At 65.3% G+C, this 19,800-nt stretch carries 21 protein-coding genes and 5 pseudogenes; 18 read left to right on the top strand and 8 right to left on the bottom strand.

Annotation, left to right across the window (positions count from 1 at the left end; genetic code table 11):
- Positions 1 to 852 precede the first annotated feature (852 nt).
- Positions 853 to 1,101: pseudogene (locus SSPN_RS45340) on the top strand (SsgA family sporulation/cell division regulator); the annotation flags it as partial.
- A 177-nt stretch (positions 1,102 to 1,278) separates the two neighbouring features.
- Here SSPN_RS45340 and SSPN_RS0123660 read toward each other — a convergent pair.
- A complete protein-coding gene (locus SSPN_RS0123660) occupies positions 1,279 to 1,557 on the bottom strand; it encodes an acyl-CoA dehydrogenase family protein (protein WP_010309791.1) in 279 nt (92 codons plus the stop codon).
- Between the two features lie 141 nt (positions 1,558 to 1,698).
- Here SSPN_RS0123660 and SSPN_RS0123665 point away from each other — a divergent pair.
- The 3 genes and pseudogenes from SSPN_RS0123665 to SSPN_RS58590 all read left to right on the top strand — a co-directional run.
- A pseudogene (locus SSPN_RS0123665) lies at positions 1,699 to 1,917 on the top strand (SAM-dependent methyltransferase); the annotation flags it as partial.
- Between the two features lie 204 nt (positions 1,918 to 2,121).
- Positions 2,122 to 2,256 carry a hypothetical protein gene (locus tag SSPN_RS61770; protein ID WP_272941768.1) on the top strand — a complete coding sequence of 45 codons (135 nt, stop codon included), beginning with the start codon at positions 2,122 to 2,124 and terminating at the stop codon, positions 2,254 to 2,256.
- A gap of 340 nt (positions 2,257 to 2,596) precedes the next feature.
- On the top strand, positions 2,597 to 3,349 hold the full coding sequence (locus SSPN_RS58590) for a cation:proton antiporter domain-containing protein (RefSeq protein ID WP_010309802.1): 753 nt from the start codon (positions 2,597 to 2,599) through the stop codon (positions 3,347 to 3,349).
- A gap of 77 nt (positions 3,350 to 3,426) precedes the next feature.
- Here SSPN_RS58590 and SSPN_RS45350 read toward each other — a convergent pair whose 3' ends face one another.
- Entirely contained in the window at positions 3,427 to 5,688 is a 2,262-nt protein-coding gene (locus tag SSPN_RS45350) for an NACHT domain-containing protein (protein ID WP_010309804.1), read from the bottom strand.
- An 800-nt stretch (positions 5,689 to 6,488) separates the two neighbouring features.
- Between SSPN_RS45350 and SSPN_RS0123685 the strand changes: the two genes are divergently transcribed.
- On the top strand, positions 6,489 to 6,887 hold the full coding sequence (locus tag SSPN_RS0123685) for a CAP domain-containing protein (RefSeq protein ID WP_158309627.1): 399 nt from the start codon (positions 6,489 to 6,491) through the stop codon (positions 6,885 to 6,887).
- Between the two features lie 330 nt (positions 6,888 to 7,217).
- On the opposite strand, the gene SSPN_RS55270 is transcribed toward SSPN_RS0123685, so the two are convergent.
- Positions 7,218 to 7,577, bottom strand: coding sequence for a hypothetical protein (locus SSPN_RS55270; protein ID WP_029535659.1), 360 nt, complete (start codon positions 7,575 to 7,577; stop codon positions 7,218 to 7,220).
- Here SSPN_RS55270 and SSPN_RS45355 point away from each other — a divergent pair.
- On the top strand, positions 7,550 to 8,266 hold the full coding sequence (locus tag SSPN_RS45355) for an IS30 family transposase (protein ID WP_010309810.1): 717 nt from the start codon (positions 7,550 to 7,552) through the stop codon (positions 8,264 to 8,266). The genes SSPN_RS55270 and SSPN_RS45355 overlap by 28 nt on opposite strands.
- A gap of 548 nt (positions 8,267 to 8,814) precedes the next feature.
- On the top strand, positions 8,815 to 9,837 hold the full coding sequence (locus SSPN_RS0123700; RefSeq protein ID WP_010309811.1) for a helix-turn-helix transcriptional regulator: 1,023 nt from the start codon (positions 8,815 to 8,817) through the stop codon (positions 9,835 to 9,837).
- A gap of 19 nt (positions 9,838 to 9,856) precedes the next feature.
- On the opposite strand, the gene SSPN_RS0123705 is transcribed toward SSPN_RS0123700, so the two are convergent.
- Positions 9,857 to 10,531 (bottom strand): CE1 family esterase, encoded by a 675-nt coding sequence (locus SSPN_RS0123705; RefSeq protein ID WP_010309812.1) that lies wholly within the window; start codon positions 10,529 to 10,531, stop codon positions 9,857 to 9,859.
- Between the two features lie 499 nt (positions 10,532 to 11,030).
- On the opposite strand from SSPN_RS0123705, the gene SSPN_RS0123710 reads away from it, so the two are divergent.
- A complete protein-coding gene (locus tag SSPN_RS0123710; protein WP_010309814.1) occupies positions 11,031 to 11,936 on the top strand; it encodes an FG-GAP repeat domain-containing protein in 906 nt (301 codons plus the stop codon).
- A 113-nt stretch (positions 11,937 to 12,049) separates the two neighbouring features.
- On the opposite strand, the pseudogene SSPN_RS62885 reads toward SSPN_RS0123710, so the two are convergent.
- A pseudogene (locus tag SSPN_RS62885) lies at positions 12,050 to 12,130 on the bottom strand (LuxR C-terminal-related transcriptional regulator); the annotation flags it as partial.
- A gap of 375 nt (positions 12,131 to 12,505) precedes the next feature.
- On the opposite strand from SSPN_RS62885, the pseudogene SSPN_RS58595 reads away from it, so the two are divergent.
- Positions 12,506 to 12,921, top strand: a pseudogene (locus tag SSPN_RS58595) (IS110 family transposase); the annotation flags it as partial.
- 45 nt (positions 12,922 to 12,966) lie between these two features.
- Positions 12,967 to 13,698 carry a transposase gene (locus SSPN_RS58600; protein WP_202798903.1) on the top strand — a complete coding sequence of 244 codons (732 nt, stop codon included), beginning with the start codon at positions 12,967 to 12,969 and terminating at the stop codon, positions 13,696 to 13,698.
- 380 nt (positions 13,699 to 14,078) lie between these two features.
- Here the strand turns inward: SSPN_RS58600 and SSPN_RS60240 are convergent, their stop codons facing one another.
- The gene (locus SSPN_RS60240; RefSeq protein WP_010309816.1) at positions 14,079 to 14,204 is read right to left on the bottom strand and encodes a hypothetical protein; all 126 of its coding nucleotides are present in this window, start codon (positions 14,202 to 14,204) and stop codon (positions 14,079 to 14,081) included.
- A gap of 667 nt (positions 14,205 to 14,871) precedes the next feature.
- On the opposite strand from SSPN_RS60240, the gene SSPN_RS0123735 reads away from it, so the two are divergent.
- A complete protein-coding gene (locus tag SSPN_RS0123735) occupies positions 14,872 to 15,651 on the top strand; it encodes a helix-turn-helix domain-containing protein (RefSeq protein WP_010309819.1) in 780 nt (259 codons plus the stop codon).
- A 54-nt stretch (positions 15,652 to 15,705) separates the two neighbouring features.
- Here the strand turns inward: SSPN_RS0123735 and SSPN_RS55285 are convergent, their stop codons facing one another.
- Together SSPN_RS55285 and SSPN_RS45365 are read right to left on the bottom strand one after the other, a co-directional pair.
- The gene (locus SSPN_RS55285) at positions 15,706 to 16,035 is read right to left on the bottom strand and encodes a hypothetical protein (RefSeq protein ID WP_143539607.1); all 330 of its coding nucleotides are present in this window, start codon (positions 16,033 to 16,035) and stop codon (positions 15,706 to 15,708) included.
- Between the two features lie 66 nt (positions 16,036 to 16,101).
- Positions 16,102 to 16,402: pseudogene (locus SSPN_RS45365) on the bottom strand (SsgA family sporulation/cell division regulator).
- Positions 16,403 to 16,644: 242 nt separating this feature from the next.
- Between SSPN_RS45365 and SSPN_RS45370 the strand changes: the two are divergent.
- The 7 genes from SSPN_RS45370 (at position 16,645) to SSPN_RS60245 (ending at position 19,577) form a co-directional block, all read left to right on the top strand.
- Positions 16,645 to 17,298: a DDE-type integrase/transposase/recombinase gene (locus tag SSPN_RS45370; RefSeq protein ID WP_010309826.1), complete on the top strand. Its 654-nt coding sequence runs from the start codon at positions 16,645 to 16,647 to the stop codon at positions 17,296 to 17,298.
- Between the two features lie 69 nt (positions 17,299 to 17,367).
- Entirely contained in the window at positions 17,368 to 17,628 is a 261-nt protein-coding gene (locus SSPN_RS0123750) for a hypothetical protein (RefSeq protein ID WP_010309828.1), read from the top strand.
- A complete protein-coding gene (locus tag SSPN_RS0123755) occupies positions 17,625 to 18,071 on the top strand; it encodes an NUDIX hydrolase (protein WP_010309830.1) in 447 nt (148 codons plus the stop codon). Before SSPN_RS0123750 ends, SSPN_RS0123755 begins: the two co-directional genes overlap by 4 nt.
- 49 nt (positions 18,072 to 18,120) lie before the next feature.
- A complete protein-coding gene (locus SSPN_RS45375; protein ID WP_010309832.1) occupies positions 18,121 to 18,330 on the top strand; it encodes a hypothetical protein in 210 nt (69 codons plus the stop codon).
- A 69-nt stretch (positions 18,331 to 18,399) separates the two neighbouring features.
- The gene (locus tag SSPN_RS0123765; RefSeq protein WP_010309834.1) at positions 18,400 to 18,921 is read left to right on the top strand and encodes a DinB family protein; all 522 of its coding nucleotides are present in this window, start codon (positions 18,400 to 18,402) and stop codon (positions 18,919 to 18,921) included.
- Positions 18,922 to 18,988: 67 nt separating this feature from the next.
- Positions 18,989 to 19,225: a tyrosine-type recombinase/integrase gene (locus tag SSPN_RS51805; protein WP_237710815.1), complete on the top strand. Its 237-nt coding sequence runs from the start codon at positions 18,989 to 18,991 to the stop codon at positions 19,223 to 19,225.
- Between the two features lie 52 nt (positions 19,226 to 19,277).
- Complete coding sequence (locus SSPN_RS60245) at positions 19,278 to 19,577, top strand: helix-turn-helix domain-containing protein (protein WP_029535661.1); 300 nt, start codon at positions 19,278 to 19,280, stop codon at positions 19,575 to 19,577.
- Positions 19,578 to 19,800 lie beyond the last annotated feature (223 nt).

Genomic DNA, 19,800 nt, shown 5'->3' on the forward strand with positions numbered 1-19,800 from the left:
GATCCCAGCACCGCCAGAACCCAGAACACCACCAACAGCAACCGAAATCAGGCCGTCCGCCCCACTAGATGCCCGCACCGCGACCCACCAGGGCGGTAACACACCACAACCCAGCGACCGGGCGAGGACAACCACCCGGCACCCGCACCACAACACACCACCCACAAACAATCCTCCCCCGGCGACAGAGCGAACCCTCACGCATGGTGTGTGCCGCGGACCCGACGATTGCCGGGTACCGAAGTCCCCGCCCTCACAGCCGGCGAGCACACAGGCCCGCGAGAACAGACCCAGCGCCGCCAGAGGAGATCTCCAGGCTCTACTGGACCACCGGTCACGACCCACGCAAACCCCAACGATCTTGCACCAAGGGTGAGGCTTCAATCGCCAGCGTCCCACACCGCCGGGCACCCACCGCGATGACGAAAAGAGCACAGCACCGGGCGCCTCACCCATCACCCCACAACTCCCGGCCAACGGGGAACAACTCCATGCGATAGCCGTGGCCGTGGCCGTGAAACACGACGACTCCACCGCGATACACCAGATCACCGAGGACAGTCCTGACCGATGCCCGCCTCACGCAAAGCCCGGATGCGACGCCACGCCCGCCAGGATGGCCCACGAACAGCCTCGTGATGAGCAGGTCATTCTTCCGCCCCAAGCTGATCATCCGCCCATCCCGCCGTCCGACGAGGCGCCAATTCCAGCATGACGGCACAACAAGAGACACGAACATGAACAACAGTCACGACTGCCCCGAAAACCGAAAACCACTGCCCCAAAGTCCGTGACGACAGACACAAACCTTGACACACTCACACGCCCGTCAGGGGCTGCCCAGGGCTTGGTGACCTGCTCGCCGACGGGCTGATCGCCGAGGCAGGCGAAGGCGACGTGCGCATCCACCCCCGACTGGACTCTTCGGGATTGGTCATGATCGAGATGAGCTCACCGTCAGGGCAGGCCACCTTCGAAGTGAACGCTGACCAGCTTGCGGACTTCGTGAACGGCACCTACTACGTGGTCGCACCCGGTGATGAACACCGGTGGATGAACGTCGACGAGGCGCTGAGCCAGCTGCTCTCGCACAACCTGTAAGAGCCCGGTTCTCCCGAAGCGCCGCACGCCAGGCTGCCGATCGCGGATCCTGGCGGCGCTGAACACCTGAAACTCCGCCACGCCGCGTCTCCGAGCCGTGAATCCACCCAGCCGAGTCGCAGCGCTGCATGCGGGGAATTCGTCGCCGTCGAATACGGCGTTGTACCGCTACCCGAATTAGATCCAGCGGTTCGAGCCATTGAGAATCCACGTGTCACCGTCGCGACGCGCGGTCGTCTCCAGCCCTCCCAAAACATCCGGGCAGCCGTGGGGCTCGGTCAGCGCAAACGCGCCGATCTTCTCAAACCGGCTCCTCTGCGACAGCCAGCGCGACCGCTGTTCTCCGGATCCGAGCGTGCTGATACTGCCCATCGCCAGCCCACTGTGTACGCCGAAGAACGTCGTGATTGACGCATCTGCATGCGCAAACTCCATCCCGGTGAAGCGCGTCAGCAAATTGCTCGGCGCCTTGTCTGTCGAACGCGGATCCGCCCAGCTCAGAGGGCCGAGCTCGCGGAAGTCGTCGCACCCCTACTCGAGCGACTCCTGCACCGCTCCGTCGCGCTCACCCTCAAGGCCGTCAGCCGCATCGACTAGCACTACACCTGCAACATCCACCCGCGCAGCGAGTACTTCAAGGCGATGGCCGCGAACAACCTGATCCCCATCAACGTCATCGACCTAACCGCCCATACCATCCCGTACTGGGAACTCCGAGCGAAGTCATCGGTGGCAACGGACATCGAAGACCCCTTCCTCACCGCCTACCGGGAGGGCAGCTTCCACTACCTTCTGATCGCTGCCGACCGCGTCTGACCCGGAGCTCGTCCAACCGCACGCGGTGCCACGGTCCTCGAGATATGCGTCGAGGGCCGTGGTCCGAGAGGAGTTCGTGCAGGTGGCGCCTCGCCTGAAACCAACAGCGACCTGCAGCCGCTTCAGCGGGACTGTCAGCGACCACTTGTGCAGGTTCCAATACTCGGCGTTGAGCCGGTACGCCTGTTCGCACAACGGATCATCGTGACTAATCTGCATTGCTCTCTGTTCGCGATCGCCGCGGTCAGCGCTGTGTCCCGGCACGTTTTTATCGCGCTCAACCAGCTCGCCACCTCGACCTTCGGCTCACCGGCCGACGCCGGATCGCCGCCCGTATGATCGACGCACTACGTGAGCTGCCCGGCATCTCCGTGCCCGACATCCCACCCAGCTGCGAACCGTGGTACGCGCTCGCGCTCGTCTACCGACCCGACCAACTCGACGGCATCCCCCTCGCGACCCTGCCTGAAAGCACTCCACGCCGAAGGCTGCCTCGACGTCGACCTCCCTGGCTCCACCCGGCCGCTCAACGAACACCCCCTGTTCGACGCCCCTAACGAGCTGTTCCCGCTGCTCCCGGAAGGATGGCCGCGTTACCGCCCTGGCCAGTTCCCCCGGGCCGAACACCTCCACCGCCACACCCTCAAACTCCCCGTCCCCCACGACAACGACGACGCGGGTGGCCTTGCTCGGCTACGTGGTGAGCTTGGCGATCGCCGTGACGGCTGGCTTCTCATTCGGCGCGGCAGGCTGGGTGCATGATCCGATGCTGATCGCGGTGGCCTTGTCCGCGACGTCGCTGGGTCTGGTCGTCCCCGTGCTCAAGGACGCTGGGCGTGCGGACCAGGCGATGGGGCAAATGACGATCACAGCGTCCTCCGTGGCCGACTTCGCCGCGGTGGTTCTGCTGTCACTGCTCTTTTCCACGTCCGGCGGCAGCACCGGAGGCCGGCTCGTGTCGCTGATCGTCTTCGTCGCCTTCGTGGCCGCCATTGGGATGGCGGTGGCTTTGGCAGGGCGGTCGATGCGTCTGGGAGATCTATTCCTGCGGTTGCAGGACACCACCGCGGAGATCCGGGTTCGTGCGGCGGTCGTGCTGCTCGTGGCCTTCGTCGTGCTCGCCGAGGGATTCGGCCTCGAGAGCATCCTGGGCGCGTTCCTGAACCTCACAGGTCTTGGCGACGATTTGGCAGAGGCTGACGCCTTGGTCTTTGAGCAGCCGGGCGTATTCGATTTTGTCTTCGGGGTGGGTGACGGGACGGCCGATGCGGCGGTCGGCGGCTTCGGCGACGGCGCGGGCGTGTGCGGCGCGTTCGGCGGTGAAGGTGCGTTCCAGGAATGCGATGCGGCACATGGAACGGTCGCCGGAATGATCGGCCGAGGTCGTAAGATCCAGGAGCCTCCGCCGATCGGCTTGTTCCGCTTCCAATGAACTGGAACGGCTTCGCCGCGCCGGTCACAGCGATCACCCACGGGTCGACCGCTCGGTGTGGCGGCGGCTCGCGGGGCTCAGCTGTGCGCTGCGGGTGCCGCGGTCTGGGTGGTGTCGGCGGTGAGGTGGTCTTGCAGCCGGGCATGGCGGATTTGGTAGACCGCGCCGGTTTGCCGTAGCACGCCTCGCTGGTAGGCGTCGGTGAGGAATGCTTGGACCCGCCAAGGCAGGCGACCGGTCAGCGGCAGCCACCCCCGCACCAGAATCAGCCAGTAGATCCAGGCGCTTGTGGCGCGCACGCTCAGAAACATAGCCGCGAGCGCGACCGGGGGCCAAACGTAGGAACTAAACATCGCCCAGGCCCCGAGTCCGCTTAGGAGGGCGACGGTGAGCATCTTGCGGATGGCGTTTCGTCGGTCCCAGGCTAGTGATTGCGCGGCGCTGGCCACGTCAGAGACGTCGGTGGGTGCCTCAAGCCCGAACGCGAGCGCAAGCGCGGGTCCACCCACCAGAGCGGCCGGGAGCCCGAACGAGAGTCCGGACTGGAGCGCCCACGCGAGCCCGGACGTGAGTGCCTCTATGACGGCGGCCGCGAGCCCAATGCCAAGCCCAGCCGCGAGGCCGGCCGCGAACCTGCTGGCGACGATCCGGGCCCGGGTCTGAAGGCGGGCACGTGTTGGCCGGGGACCTTCGCTGCGAGGCCCGACGAGTCCGGCAACGAACGCGGCCGCGAGCCCGAACAGAAATCCGCTACCGAGCCCGATCCCGACCGCGAGCACCGATCGGTACTTGGCAAATAGGAGCTCCACGACCAATAGGAGTCCCACGATGGCGCTGATTATGAGTCCGACCGCGAGTCCGCGGATGACCCCGCCGAAAACGGATCGCGGCGTGCCACGAGGGCGTTCGCTGCGGAACGCTCTCGTGAGCCCGACCGTGAGCGCGCTTGCGACCGCGACCGCGAACCCGTACACGAGCCCGAGTGCGAGCACGAAGCCGAACTCGACGCTGCTGAACGCGCTACTGAGCGCGCCGCTGAGCACGAATGCCAACCCGAAGACCAGCCCATCAGCGAGGGCGAAAATGAGGGTGCGGTGCCATCGGGGGATGGTGTCGCGGAGTTGCCACCATGCCAGGTCGCGGGTGCCTGCTTTGTCGAGGTGGCCAGCGAGGTAGGTCAGGTACCGGTGGGCGCGGTCGTAGGTCCACCGTGGTCGGGTGCTGTCTGGTTGGTCGGCTTGGTAGACGGTGGGGATGAACGCGGCCAACAGGCGGTCCTGCAGGGCCGGTGAGGTGGGGAACCGGTTGGTGTCGAGCAGTTCCGTGGGGTCGTGGCCGGGGGTGTCGCTGTAGATGGTGCGGGCCAAAAACACCATCAACGGGTTGGTCAACACGTGGCGCAGTGTGGCCGGGCCTGGGCCGTGCGGTTCGGTGCGCATCCGCTGTAGGACCGGGTCCCAGATCCCGGTGCGGCGTCCGGCAGTAGTGCGGGGTAGGTAGTCGGCCAGGTCGTCCTGGGTCAACTCGTCGAGTTCGACGACGGCGGCTGCGGTGAGCACGTCCGCGCCGTGCACTGCGGTGGTGTACTGCTCGACCCGGCTGGTGATCACCATCGGGGATTTCGGGGCTGTGTTGAGCTGGCGTAGCGCGGCGGGATGCAGCCCGGCATCGATTTCGTCGAAACCATCCAGAATCGGCAGAACCCAGCCGGCGTCGATCAACGCGGCGGCTCGGGTCGGCCCACCCTTGTGGACAGGGGCGGCCAAACCTGGGTGGTCACGGGTGAGTTGCCCGGCCAGCCAGGCGTACAGTGGTGTGGTCCTGGGGTTCCAGGAGCCGACGCTGACGATGACCGGCACCGGCTCACGTGGCTGGCGGGCTTTCAGCAGGTCCAACGCCAGGTGGGCGGCCAGCACGGTTTTCCCGGCTCCGGCTGGGCCGAGGAGGACTACCCGGCCGGACGGGATGCTCCGGTAGATCTCCGCTAGTTGCTCGATACTCCCGGTCAGGGCCAAAGGTTCGGCGGGGGCTCCGACTGGGAGGCGGCGGATGTTGGCCCAGTGATCGGCCAGCTCCGGGGTGGGGCGCCAGCGCACCGGCAACGGCGCGGGGTCATGGACCCGGCGGTGGTTTTCTTCCCGTTGCCATAGTTTCTGTACACCCTGGGCCAGGCCCTCGGTCCACTTGTCTACCTCGGACTGGGTGAGGGTCCCGGTGGTGATGACGACATCGCCAGTAATCGAGTGGGCCTGCACCACTGGACCACTGACCACGCCGCTGACCTCGTTGTGCGCGGCCGCTGGCGAGTGCTTCGACACATTGTCGCCGTCATCACCCACGCCCTCATGATCGCAGAGGACTGGGTTCAGGCTGGTACCAGCATCCGAATTCGTTGGCACTCGCCCTGGGAAACACCAGGTCGCCCGTGCAAGCGACCTCAAGAAGACGTGACAGGCATGCCGGAATGGCGGCTGATCACGATGCTGCCCATGATCGCCGCAGTCTCTGTCGATGGTCACTGCCTATGCGGTCAGATCGGCGTGGTGCACGCCCTGGTCCGCCACGGTGGCGAAGGGGCCAGGTCGGGCGATGCCGCTGCGGGGTTACCCGCGGACTGGGTTCCCACCGTGGCCCCAAGGGCACCGGCCCTGCGGGTGATCGACGCGCGCCACCATGTGTCGATGACCGAAGTGGACTGCATGGATGTCCGAACTCCTGTGCACGTCGGGTGGTGATTCGTTCTTGTCCGTCGTATCTCGGCTTCCCGGGGTGACATCCGCATCGCGGGTGGAGCCTTCTACGGCATCGCCGGCGACGCAGGCGCCGGGGCCCTCGTTATGTGAAACAGTGTCGGTTATCCTCGACCTGAAGACACGGGTTGCGTGGCCGGTCGGATGCCATAATGACTTCATCAGTAGTGACGTCACCAGAGGCGGCGGTGTCGTGCAGGACGACGCGGGCCGCGGTCTGCTAGGGAGTAGGTGCGCAGTTGCCCCCAAGCCGCAAACGCAAGCGGCGCGATGGAACGGTCGTCAAGTTCCGCGCCCGATCACAATCGCCCCGCCAGGCAACGCCGGCTATATCCGAGAAACCGGAACCGGATCTCGGACCGGAGCACCCCTCGGCACTCGCTGCCGTGGTGGGGAGCACCGCTCACCAGAAGAAGAACGAGGATGCGGTGGTACGGCTGGTCAACGCGGCCCGGGCACAAGCGAATGTGGCGCCGTTGCAGACCGACGAGAGGCTACGCACCGCCGCCCGAGACCACAGCAAAGACATGGCACGGCGTGACTTCTGTGCACACAACAACCCCGACGGGCTCACCCCGTCCGATCGGATGCGCGCGGCCGGCTACCCACAACCCGGCGCCGAGAACGTCGCCAAAGGCCAGAACAGCCCCCACAGCGTGATGCACGCCTGGATGAACAGCCCCGGACACCGCGCCAACCTGCTCAATCCCGAGTTCACCACCATAGGAGTCGGCGCCTACTTCGGCCGCTCCGACGGCCCATCCTGGACCCAGAACTTCGGCTACTGACCGCCAAGGAGGCGCCGGCCGGGCTGTCCGACACCCAAACGAACGTTCGTGGGTCACTCCGGACCGCGAAGTGTTTCCCAGGTGGGGTGTGTATCGCTTGTCGTGTCCGCGCCAATGTTCTGCTGTCGGGGGTTCGCGATACGGTCCGGACCATGCGGATCGGCTACGACGCCAACTCGGCTACAAACCTTTCCACGAATGTGGAATATACGTTCGATATGCTCCCCTGCCAGTCGGCAGGGTTCGGCTATCACGGTCTTCTCCGGAACCGTCCTACACTGAACGCGCGGTCCCATCACGGTCGCTGGGGCTGTCGCCGCGCATCGTGATTCAGTACACTCCCGTGCCCCCATCATCTATCCCGGGCCCGTTGTTGGGGCTGTCCATGTCTTCGCGTTCTGCTCGGAGGATGTCGGATAGTGCCTCCAGGCAGCCCCGGCCCGCTTCTCCGAGGTTTGGCGGGGCTTCGAGGAAGCCGACTGCGAACATGTTCCGCTCCGACGGGCTCACCTCGGGGTAGCGGACTGCCACTCGGGCTGCAAAGCGGCTTGCTTCGTCGAACGTGCCTGGGTCGGTCTCGCGCGCGAGCCACGTCTCCGCATACCACTGCGCGATCTCGCTGAGAAAGATCGTCGGCAGGACCTCGCCGAAGTCGTCCTGGAGTGGAGCCCGGAACAGATCGCCGCGCACCTGCGCAAACCTACCCGGACCGGCCGGACTGGCATGTCTGCCACAAGACGATCTACCAGGCGCTCTACGCGCCCACCACGCTGATCGATCACCGCCCGGCGGTCGTCGGCGAACGCACGCGGATCGGGGATCGGGAAGGTGATCTCATCGTGGGACGCGGCAATCGGTCCGCGATCGCCACCCTCGTCGATCGCGCCAGCCGCTACCTGCACTTGGTGCACCTGCCGCTCAACCACGGCGCCGAAGCCGTCCGGGACGGGCTGATCTCCTTGCTGGGCGGGATACCCGAGGCGGGCAGGCTCACGCTGACCTGGGACCAAGGCTCGGAAATGGCCCTGCACAACCAGATAGCGCCCCTGCTGCGTGAGGGCGTGTTCTTCGCTCATCCCGGCAGTCCGTGGCAGCGCGGCACCAACGAGAACACAAACGGCCTGCTGCGGCAGTACTTCCCCAAACGCACCGACCTATCGGTCCACACACCCGCGGACCTGCAAGCAGTTGAGGAACGGCTCAACCACAGGCCCCGCAAGATTCTGCGATGGCAGACACCCGCTGAAGTCTTCAACCTCGCTCTGACATCATGCACCCAGTCACCGTTGCGACGATCACGCGGATCCGCCTCCGGGCGAATTCTGACCTCACCCCGCGACGATCATGAGGCGGCACCGACCGGCGACCCACATCGGTGAACAGGTCAGCGAACATCTCATCCGGGAACAACGCGAAGCACTCCCGGTGCAGCACACCGTAGATCGAATCCGCCGGGGAGAGACACACCGATCCTTAGCCACCCAAAACACCAGCCACCTAGCACGCCGAGGGGCGCCCAGCGAACCCACTCGTCCATAGCCCCTCCCCCAGACACGCGGCGAAGAACGCCGAGATACTCATCCTGCGGCACGAGGTCACGGTGCTACGCAGACAGGTCACCGCGCCGAAGCCTGCTGACCGGATCGGGCGTTGCTGGCCGCGCTCGCTCGGCTCCTGCCTCAGCGACTCCGCGGCTACCTGACCCCCGGATAACTTCGAAGAGCCACAAACTTTCCCGCCGCAGGATCGCGCACTTCTCCCCATTCGGGGCGTTCTCATACTCCGCGACGATCGCCAGCTTGTACTCCAGCAGCCTTGTACCCCGGATCCGAACGGTCTCCATGTACACCGAAAAGGCCAGGAGACTACGGATATTCGCTTTCGGCGGGAACGGCTCATCCGGACACTCAACATCGTGACACCAGACATGGACCGCCTGGAGCGTGACCTCTGTTCAGCGGCCGGGGACGGCCTGACCTCAGACGAGATGGGTGAGGTCATCTCCCGCACCATCGTCGGCCTGGTCGCACACGACTCCCTCCACGTGTGCTGGCGGAACCCGAATACGAACATGGCCTCATTCGGATTCTGGCATCGGCTTACCGCGAAGATCGGCCGAGCACAGATGATCAACTTGTACTCGGGCCAGCAGCCGGCCCATCCTGCCGAGCAGGCACACCGAGGCGTCCTGGCGCAGGTGGTGAACGCGCGCGACCGGATTGCGTACAAGATCCTGCTGGACAACGGGTTCGGCAGCGAGTTGCGTCTGCTCCTGCGGGGCTCCCACGGGACGTGGGGAACACTCGTGCTGTTCCGGGAGCAGGGCGGTAGACCCTTCGAACAAAGCGATGTGGACCGCGTCGCGCAGCTTGTCAAACCACTGGTGGCGGCGTCGCGGAGCTACATCAGGGCAACCCCCCTGCGTCCACCGGACCGGGACCTGCCCCCAGGAGTCATCGTGGTGGGTGCCGATCACGCGGTACGCGGGATCACTCCTGAGGGGCACGCGTGGCTACGTGAAATACGTCTGCCAGGGTCACTGGCCAAGCCCGAGTGGGCAGCGACAGCTCTCTCCAGCGAGGTGGCGATGGCCAGCCGGAGGTTCGTACGTGACCCAACAACACCGCGCCCAGTGGCCTGTTTGCCCTCGGCATACGCCGGACGTTGGGTCAGCGTCCAAGGCCAACCTCTCAACGCGGATGGCACGGGCGACGTAGCCGTGATCATCCAGGCGGCTGGTGTGGAACTGCTGCCCGCCCTGTCGGCCTGGTACGACGTCACTGCCAGAGAGCGCACCATCATCGACCAACTCCGCGAGGGCATACCCGCCAAGCAGATCGCCCGACGGCTCGACTTGTCGGTGCACACCGTGAACGATCACCTCAAGGCCATCTACCGGAAAATCAGCATCACCAGCCGCGAGGAGATCATGGTTGTGCTGTCTCGTTGAGGTCGACTGGTCAAGCACCTCACGGGAGCCGATTTTGCAGGAAGAAGTTCCACATACGGTTGGCGATATCAGTACGGTTGTCGTCCGCGGGCCAGAAGTGAGTGCCCCGATAGACGCGCCACACCACCTGAACGCCCGCACGGCACGGGCCGTACACGGCGGCTTCCACCGGTACACCCGGTTCCGTCACCGGGGTCGCCGGGCAACCGTTTCGTCGGAGCCATTCGTCGCGGTGCGCGACGGCGAACGGGGGAAGGCTGATGACGTCACCATCGCTGTGGAACAGACCCACCGCGATCGGGCGGTCCGGTACACAGGGGCTGCCGGTGAACGAAGGGGACACACCTCCGTAGGCGGCAACCGAGGCGAACACCGTGGAGGCGTCGCACGCGAGCCTCGCCGACATGTTGGCGCCGCTGGAGAAGCCCTCCACGTGGATCCGGCGCGGATCGACACACCAGGTTCTGGAGATGTCCTTGACCACCTCACGGAGGTAGGTGACGTCACCGGACCGCTGGGCTACGTCCCACACCAGTCCTGCTCCTGCCGACGGGTAAGCGACGATGAAAGACCTGGTGGCGGCGGCAATTGACCAACGGGTCTCCCTCTCGTGCAAGAAGTACGGCTGGAGCGCGCCGTGGAGGCTGAGCAGCAACGGCACCGAAGGTCCCGACAGACCCGGTGGCACGTTCACGTGGTAGGTCCTGCCCGCGGCCTCACGGCTGACGGTTCCCGAGGTGGGCGCTAGCGTGCAGCCGGCTCCCCCCGTCGCGGTTGCGGAAGCGCAGGGGGTGCCGGTGATCAGGAGTCCCACGCACATCGAGACCGCGAGCAACCGGGCGGTGAGCCGTCTGGCGCGGGTAGCGCGTGACAGTCTTCGGGGGAGGGTAGGTGCGTGCACCCTGGTTTCTCCTTGTCGGCGGTGTGATCAGCGGGAGTTACACGGTACTGCGCGTCCTGGCCGCCGACACGGCAGCATGGCCACACCCGCGCGTTACAGGCAACACGTGCTCTTGTCACCCCCCCAAAGCTTGGGATTCACGAACTTCCCGCGCCGAACGATCCTCAAAGTTGCGCGCTGGTAGTTGGCTGACGGCCGAATCGACCGACAGACCACTACCTAGCGCGTCAGGGATCAAGGGCTATGAATACGATCGGGAGAAAACATGCGATCTGCTGAGCTGTCAAAACCAATGCTAGGAAGGAAAATCGGCGTCACACTCGCGGCGACTGCGGCGGCACTCGCGTTCTCTGTCGCGCCTGCCCAGGCCGCTGCGGGCAACGCGGACCTGCTGTGGCACAACCCGAGGACCGGCGACGTGGGCGCTTGGCTCACCGACGGTCACGGCACGGTGCTCGGGGACAACAGGCTGTCCTGGAAGTGCGGGCCCGACTGCGCCAACCAGTGGCGCGTGGTCGGCGGCGGTGACTTCAACAACGACTTCACCTCCGACGTACTGTGGCACAACGCCACGACGGGCGAGCTGTCAGCGTGGATCCTGGACGGCAAGGGCACCGTCATGAATGCGTTGAGCCTCGACTGGAAGTGCGGCCCCGAGTGCGCGAACCAGTGGAAGGCCGTCGCCATCGGCGACTTCAACGCCGACAACAAGTCGGACATCGTGTGGCACAACGCGTCCACCGGCGAGGTGGGCACGTGGCTGCTCGACGGCAAGGGGCACGTGACCGGCAACCCGAATCTGTCCTGGCCGTGCGGGCCCAACTGCGCGAACCAGTGGACGGCCGTCGGTGCCGGTGACTTCAACGAGGACAACCTCGACGACCTGTTGTGGCACAACGCCACCACTGGTGAGGTATCGGCGTGGCTCACCAACGGCAAGCAGACGGTGACCGGTGACCTGAAGCTGTCCTGGAAGTGCGGGCCCGACTGCGCCAACCAGTGGAAGATCGTCGGTGTCAACGACTTCAACAACGACTTCAAGAACGACGTGGTGTGGCACAACGCCACCACGGGTGAGGTCGCGACGTGGACGTTGAACGGCAAGGGCGCCGTGACCGGTGACCCGCGCTTGTCTTGGAAGTGCGGCCCCGGCTGTGCGAACGACTGGAAGGCCGTCGCCACCGGCAACTTCGGCTGACGCTGACGAGCCCGGCGCTTCCCCCGGCTACGGCTGGGGGAAGCGCCGGGTTCGTACCGGATCAGCTCGGACCGCCACTGCGTACCGAGCGTCGCGCAGATGTTCTCCAGGTGGCGGTTGATCGTCCGTACGGCGATGCCGAGGTCGTCCGCGATCTCGCGGTTGTCGTACCCCTTGGCGAGCCCGCGCAGCACGTCCGCTCACGCGGCATGAGCTCACCCAGTTGGAACGCCCCGATCACCAGTGCGGTGGGCTGGCTGGTATTGCCCGGCCGTTCGTCGGCGGCCAAGGATGCGGCCGTGCTGCGCAGAACGACCCCCAAACCGCGCCTGGACTGGGCGGACCGGGCAATCTTTCAGCGCTGATAGCACCACTTTCTTTCATGGCCGGGACCTCCGCGGAACGCTTTTGGTGCTTGTCCTTCGAGGACTGAAATGAGACGGCGTCCCTGGGGGCCTGTGCCGGCGGCGGGTCGTCTTGGAAGGTGTCGTCCCAGCGAGGACTGGTCTATCAGCACGACGCAATGCCACCAACCCCGGTCGGTGACAACTGAAACCTGATGAGAGGCAATGCTTTTGCTTGCTGTGGGGATAGACTGGGCCGAGTCGTTCCACGATGTGGCGCTCGGTCGGCCTGGTGAGGGCGTGATCGAGCAATTCCGCATCGACCGCACCGCCGCGGGTGTGGCCCGACTGGTGGCCCGCTGCCTGGACCGCGAGCCCGATCCGGCCGAGGTGCGTGTGGTACTCGAGACCCGCCACGGGGTGCTGGTCGAAACACTCGTCGACGCGGGATTCACGCTGCTGCCGGTCAACCCGGACCTGGTCGTGCGCCGCCGCGGCGGGCGAAGAAGAAAGACGACGCCGAAGATGCCCGCATCTGCTGCCTGCTGGCGCTGGATCAGTTCCTGGACCTGCGTAAACTCGTCCCGCACGGGGATCTGGCCGGTGAACTGCGCGCCATCGCCCGCGACGACGAACGCGCCGCCCGCGACCAGCGCCGTCTGCTCAACCGGCTGCGCGCCGATCTGTTGGCGACGTTCCCGGCCACGCTGACCATCGCCGGTGACGACCTGGGTAGCCCGATCATGCTGAAACTGCTTGCCGCCTGGCCCATGCACACCCAGCTCGCCGATCTCGGCCGTGAGCAGTTGGAAGGCTTCGCCCGCGCCAGCCGGCACGGCTGGCCGGACCGGTTCGCCGCCCGCGTGCTCGACGCTCTCGCGGTCGAGCAGCTTCCCGTGCGTGACTATCTGGTCCGTGCCAAGGCCACCACGATCGCCCTGACCGCGACCCAGCTGCTCGCGCTGCGCGACGCCCGCCGCAACTGGGAGCGCCGGATGGGTGAACTGCTGCTCGGTGCCCGCCGCGAGGGCCGGGCCAAGCAGCCGAGGAATCCCGATCCGGGAAAAGCGATCCCGGGCGGTGAGATCTACCTGAGCTGCCCCGGTCTCGGAGACGTGCTCGCCGCCCGGGTCGCCGGTGAGATCGGTGATCACATCGAGCAATTCGAGGCCGCGAACGCGCTGCAATGCTACGGCGGGACCGCGCCGGACACCCGAAGATCCGGCCGCAGCGAGTACGTCGTAGCCCGCCGTCTGGCACACAACCACTACCTCGGCGCGGCTTCGCACCAGTGGGCGTTCTGCAGCCTGCGCGGCTCGGGATGGGTGCGTGAGTTCTACGACGCCAAGATCGCCAAAGGGTTGACAGAAGGTGTCTCATACGGCTGCTACCCGCGCCCCTACGCGGACACCGGCTGATCACGCCAGGCACAGTCATGCGCTGGCACCGCCGCTTGGTCGCCAAAAAGTGGACCTACCCGCACCGATCCGACCGCCTCTGACGTGCGCGGCTGCGGCCGAGGTGTTCGGCGGGTAGCACCCGGCCTGGAGCTCTACCGCCAATTACCGTTCCGATGTTCCTCGACAGCCGGACGGTGTTCGCATCAGACGCGAAGCCTTCGCACCTGATGCGAACACCGAAGGCCCACCAAGGATGTTGTCTCTCTGCTGACCAGCGAGAACAACCGCCACGGTCCCTAATGACTCTTTGGGAAGCCGGTTCGTACGGCAGAATCCCGGCCCGAACAGCCGCTGGCAGGTGAGCACTCGCGGCCCTTTTCTGCCAGTACCCCAGCCGCTCAACTGGTGAACAGGACAGCCACGCCAGCCCCCAGCAGCGCGATCGCCCACACACGGTCGAGGTTGATCCAGGCGATTCGCAGGATTCGCAGGCCGAGGAACTCGAAGACGACCACGGCAACCACGCCGGCCGCCGGCGAGCTTCGCGCTACGGGCCACCGCCCGCACCGCTTCCCGCCACAACGGGCCGGTCCTGATCGCAGCTGACGAGTGCCGAGACAAGGGCTCATCACCACCGCCTGACCACCGGCCCCTTAGCGCACCAAGCCAACGCCCTCACGTTGCTACGCACCCGCGTCGTCAATGGACTTATCAACGAATACCGGTAAGCGGCTTGACGTGCAGCCCGGGACTTTTCGAGCGGTACAGGATGGTGTGCAGCAGCTGCGGCCGCGACAACCAGGTCGGGGACGTGACCTGGCACGCCGTGATCGGCCTGGGGATCGGCGATGACGACCCACACGAGAGGCCCTTCCGGAACAACCACGCCATGATCGACAATCACAATCAGAGCGTGACCGCCGAAAGGGCCCCTGCGCATTGATTAACAGGGCGTATCGCGGGCCACGGCCAGGTCCGTCAACCCGGAACTTTCACGTCCGCCGCAGATGTGTTCCTAGGCATGATCGATCACTCCGTTCATGTGTGTTGGTGCTGCGAGGCGATCTCGCGGCCACCAGTCCACACCCGGCTTGACCTGCGATAGTGCCAATCTGGACGGTCATGGACACTCCTGAATGCCCCTGGATGATCTTGTGCCAGACTAGTTACCCACTGTGACCAAGGGGGTAGATGGTGGACGACGCGGACCCGGCCCGGATCCACACGCTGAGCGACCTCAAACGCGAACTCGATCTACTTCGCCGGGCCGAAGGCCGCCAGGAAGGCAAGCACCAGCTCTCACTGGATGACACGGTCAAACGGTTGCGGGAGCACAGACGTGAAGTTCCGCGCAGCACACTCGGCAACTACCTCAGCGGCCGCACGCTCGCCCCGCAGAGCGTGTTTGATGACATTCTGCGGGCACTCGGCGTTGACACCGCCGCACAAGGGACATGGGCCGACGCGTGGGAGCGGCTCGACGACGCCAGACGGGAACCAACCTCAACCGACGAACAGGAACCGGCTCCAGTTGCTGGACAAGAACCGGCCCCAACCGCCCCAGTCCCGGCATCCCGCCGCCTAAAGTGGATCATGACGCTGGGAACGGTTGCCCTCCTCGCGGGCGGCGTGGTCACCACCATCATCGCTATCTCAACCCCAACGCCCCCGGTCAACCCGGCCACGCCCGCGGACTCACCAAAGCCCGGCGAATGCACCTATGAACTCGGATACACCCAGGTCGCGGTACGCCCGACACCCAGCTTCAACAACGACCTCGGCCGTCAGATGATGACCGACACCGGCCAACTCGTCATTGGCTCCTGCCAGCCCATCCGAGGCGAACCGGGTACTGGCGGTCCAAATGACCCTAACTGTGGCGTCGGCTCCATCCCGGTGGACACCTGGATCCAAGTCCGATCCCCCCATCAAGGATGGGTGTTCAAACCCTGCCTGACACCACGCAGCTAACCGCAGACACCGCCACGGGCACCCTTGTAGGCCCACCTTGACCATAACCCAGCGTCAGCGCACCAAGAACCTGACCAGGCAGTCGGCGGGCACGCGCTCGGATCCGGAGAACAGCGGCCGCGCTGGGCTGTCGCAGATGAGCCGGCTTGAGAAGATCTGCGCGTTTGCGTCGACCGAGCCCCACGGCTGCCCGGATGTTACGGAGAGCTGGAGACAACCACGCGCCGCGACGATGACACGCGGATTCTCAACGGCTCGAACCGCCGGATCTAATTCAGGTAGCGATACAACGCCGTATTCGACGGCGACGAATACCCGCATACAGCGCTGCACCTGCGCCGGGTGGATTCCCGGCCCGGAGACGCAGCGCGGCGCAGTCTTCACGTGTTCAACACCGCCAAGACCCCCAGCCAGCCGCCTGGCGTGCGGCGCTTCCAGAGAACCAGACCACTACAGGTTGTGCGAAAGCAACCGGCTCAGCACCTCGTCAACATTCATCCACCGGTGCTCATCACCGGGCGCGACCACGTCGTAAGTGTCGTTCACGAAGTCCACAAGCTGATCAGCATCCACCTCGAAGGAGGCCTGCCCCGACGGCGAGCTCAACTCGATCACGACCACACCCGAAGAGTCCAGCCGGGGGCGGATCCGCACACCGCAGCTCCACGCCGACTGGCGCGATCACACCCGCCGGGGCTACCAGGTTGAAGATCATGGTGGCGAGCACCGTGCCGTGATCGTTTGCCATCATGTCCGCACTCCCAAGCCTCGGCTTCCCATACCCTCATAACGAAGCATGCCCAACCCGGGTTCATACCTTCTTCACGAAGTCTTCAGACCCCCGCTCACCCAGCAAACACCAACGTCCCGGAGCGAGGTGCCGGAGTGGATCATTCGCGCCAGTACACCTTGCAACCCACCGTGGTGAACAACTCCAGCCCGTCCATACCGACCTCATCAACCATCCGACCGTCACCGACGGTCATCGTCCGCATGGCCACAGAGAACAACACCCGGGGTTACCAACGAATCCGGGGCGAGCTCCTCAAACTCGGCCACCGCCTGGGCGCCTCAATGATCCGCAGGATCGTCAACCAGCGGCAGATACCGCCAGCGCCGCACCGGGACGCCGACACCCACTGGCGGCAGTTCCTGCGGACCCAAGCCTCGACCATGCCGGCCGTGGACTTCTTTCACGTGGACTGCGCAGTCACCCTGAAACGGGTCTACGTCCTGTTCGCCCTGGAAGTGCACAACCGCGCCGTGCACATCCTCGGGACGACAGCGAACCCGGACGGACCAGGGACCACGCAGCAGGCCCGGAATCTTCTGATGGATCTCGGCGAGCGCACCGCCGAGTTCACCTTCCTCGTTCGCGATCGAGCCGGCCAATTCACGGCATCGTTCGACGCGGTACTAGCCGACGTCGGCATCCGTGCTGTGAAGATTCCTCCCCACTGTCCCCGAGCGAACTGCTTCGCCGAACGATTCGTGCTCACCGCCAGAACCGAACTCACCGACCGCATGCTGATCTTCGGTGAACGACACCTGCGGACCGTACTGGCCAGTACTTACGGCACTACAACGGTCGGCGACCGCACCGAGGTCACCAACTCCGACCTCCACAGCCAGACCACCCGTCCCTAACCTCAACCACGAACGGATCACACGACACCCGGTCCTCGCAGGTCTCATCAACGAATACGAACCCGCAGCATGAAACCGCAGATCAGCCCCACCAGCCGAGTATCGGAACCCGACACCCTGTTCGACGCCCCCAACGAGCTGTTCCCGCTCCTCCCGGAAGGATGGCCGCGTTACCGCCCTGGCCAGTTCCCCCGGGCCGAACACCTCCACCGCCACACCCTCAAACTCCCCGTCCCCCACGACAACGACGACCTCGCAGACGCCTACCTTCAGGCGTTCACGAAAGTGCTCAGCAACTACCGCGACCTCAAGGAGGCCCACCCGGTATGAGCCTGCCCGACGTCAATGACCTCACCCGCCAAGACACCGCTGACGGCATCCAGCAGCAAGTCGTCGGCGCCGTCATCGACCACAACGGACAGATCCTCCTCCTACAGCGACCGCTCAACGACTTCCGCGGCGGCACCTGGGAACTGCCCTCCGGCAAAATCGAACCCGGCGAAGACCTCACCACCGCACTGCACCGCGAAGTTCTCGAGGAAACCGGACTTACCATCAAAACCATCACCGGCTACCTCGGTGCCTTCGACTACATCTCCGGCAGCGGCAAACGAACCCGTCAGCACACCTGGTCCGTCACCGTCACCCACGACAACGAGGTCCGGCTGAGCGAACACGACGCCCACACCTGGGCCATCCCGACCGATCCTCTGCCGGTCAGCGACGAAGTCGCCACCATGATCACCCAGCACACCCACCGGACGAACACCTGACAAATCCTTCTGGTCGGCTCGGACGCCGGACCGCCGCTACGCGCAGATCTTGCGTCTCAAGGCCGACAACCGCGCACTCAGCGAGCGACTCGCCGAGGCCACCGGCAGGATCGACGAACTCACCGACTCCCGCGCACAAGCCATCGCGCGCCTGGCCGCCCAGCACGAGGAAATCACCCGCCTACGTCAGGCGGCTGAAGTCGCCAGAACGTCGATCACACGCCTGCCGCGGCGCAACGCGGTCATCGGTCCCTGCTGAAGAGGCGCCGAGGACCAAAACACAAGTACGACAGGCAGATCCATCCCCACGAACAGAATCGAGCCGACAATGACATGGTCGATACCGCGAATCACCACCGGCGCTGAACGCCGTTTGCTCGAGAGCATGCTCGACCGCAACCGGGCCGAGTTAATCAACACGGCGCGCGGTCTGTCCGAAGCAGAGGCCCGCCGCCGCCTCGTTGCGTCGCCGACCACCCCGATCGGATTGCTCAAGCACGCCGCAGTCGCCGAACGGATCTGGTTCCAGCACATCCTGGCGGGCCTGCCCAAGAGCGAATGCGACGGCGGCACGACGGCGGGTGACGCCAGTTTCGTCGTCGACGACAACGAGACCCTGGCCGACGTGATCGCCGAATTCGAGCGCGTCAGCGAGCGTTCCCGCACGATCGCCGCCGACTTCGACCTCGACGAAACCCGGACACACCCCCACGTCGGCGACGTCAACCTGCGGTTTATCTACCTGCTCATCATGGAGGACTTCGCGCGTCACGCCGGCCACGGAGACATCCTCCGCGAGCAGATCAAGCATCCCGCCGCACACACCCCCGACGTTTCAGAACAGCCATAATCGAGTGATCTATGCCGCGTCATCGAGGCGGAAACCAAACACAGGCATTTCTTTGCGTCGCATATCCGTGCGGCGCAAATCGAGGCAGCTCAATCGCCACACTCACCCATCTGAACACGGCGACTGCGGACACAAGTCGTCCTACGTCACGCACCTCATCGAGGACGGCTTTGACACTCGATTGGTTCAAGAACAAGCAGGTCACGACCATGCCAGCACCACGGCGATCTACACGTGCGTGTCCTCGGACTTCCGCACCCGCACCGTGCGGAGAGCCTTGGACGCCCAGTCGAAGCCGCGATGAAACCCGCTGCCAGGAGGGCGAAAGGAAACGACAGGTCAGCTACAAGTGGCGACTGCGAGAGGTCATGGCCGCACATGGGATGTTCGCCGCCACTGACCTCGAACCGCAGTTCGTCGATCGAGGGATCAAGCTGTCATCGGTGCAGGTCTGGCGCTTGGTCACCCAGACCCCCGAGCGGCTCTCGCTGCGAGTGCTCTCGGCTCTCTGCGACATCTTCGAGTGCACCCCGGCCGAGCTCATCGCGACCAGAGCCGAGAACGCCGCACCCCGCAAGACCAGCACCGCCGACGCTGAGGTCGTCGACCTGGCCACCTCCGTTCGCCCCAAGCGCGCCCGCATCCGGCCGGAATGACCGAACGCCCGTATGCCACCGCAGAGCGGTATGAGCGGTGGTTCATCCGTGATTGCGTTCGTTGCGGTCGTCGAGCGGAGAAGGCGGCGAACTGGGAAGGGCAGCTCTGCCGCACCGGCTACGACAGGGCACTGAAGATCCGGGGGGCCTGCCCTAGCTGCGCGGCCGAGCGGCTGCTTCCTTGCCGTAACGAGGCTGGTGAGGCGATCTGCCGGGACTGCGC

This window comes from Saccharopolyspora spinosa NRRL 18395, assembly GCF_000194155.1.
Classification (GTDB): Bacteria; Actinomycetota; Actinomycetes; order Mycobacteriales; family Pseudonocardiaceae; genus Saccharopolyspora; species Saccharopolyspora spinosa.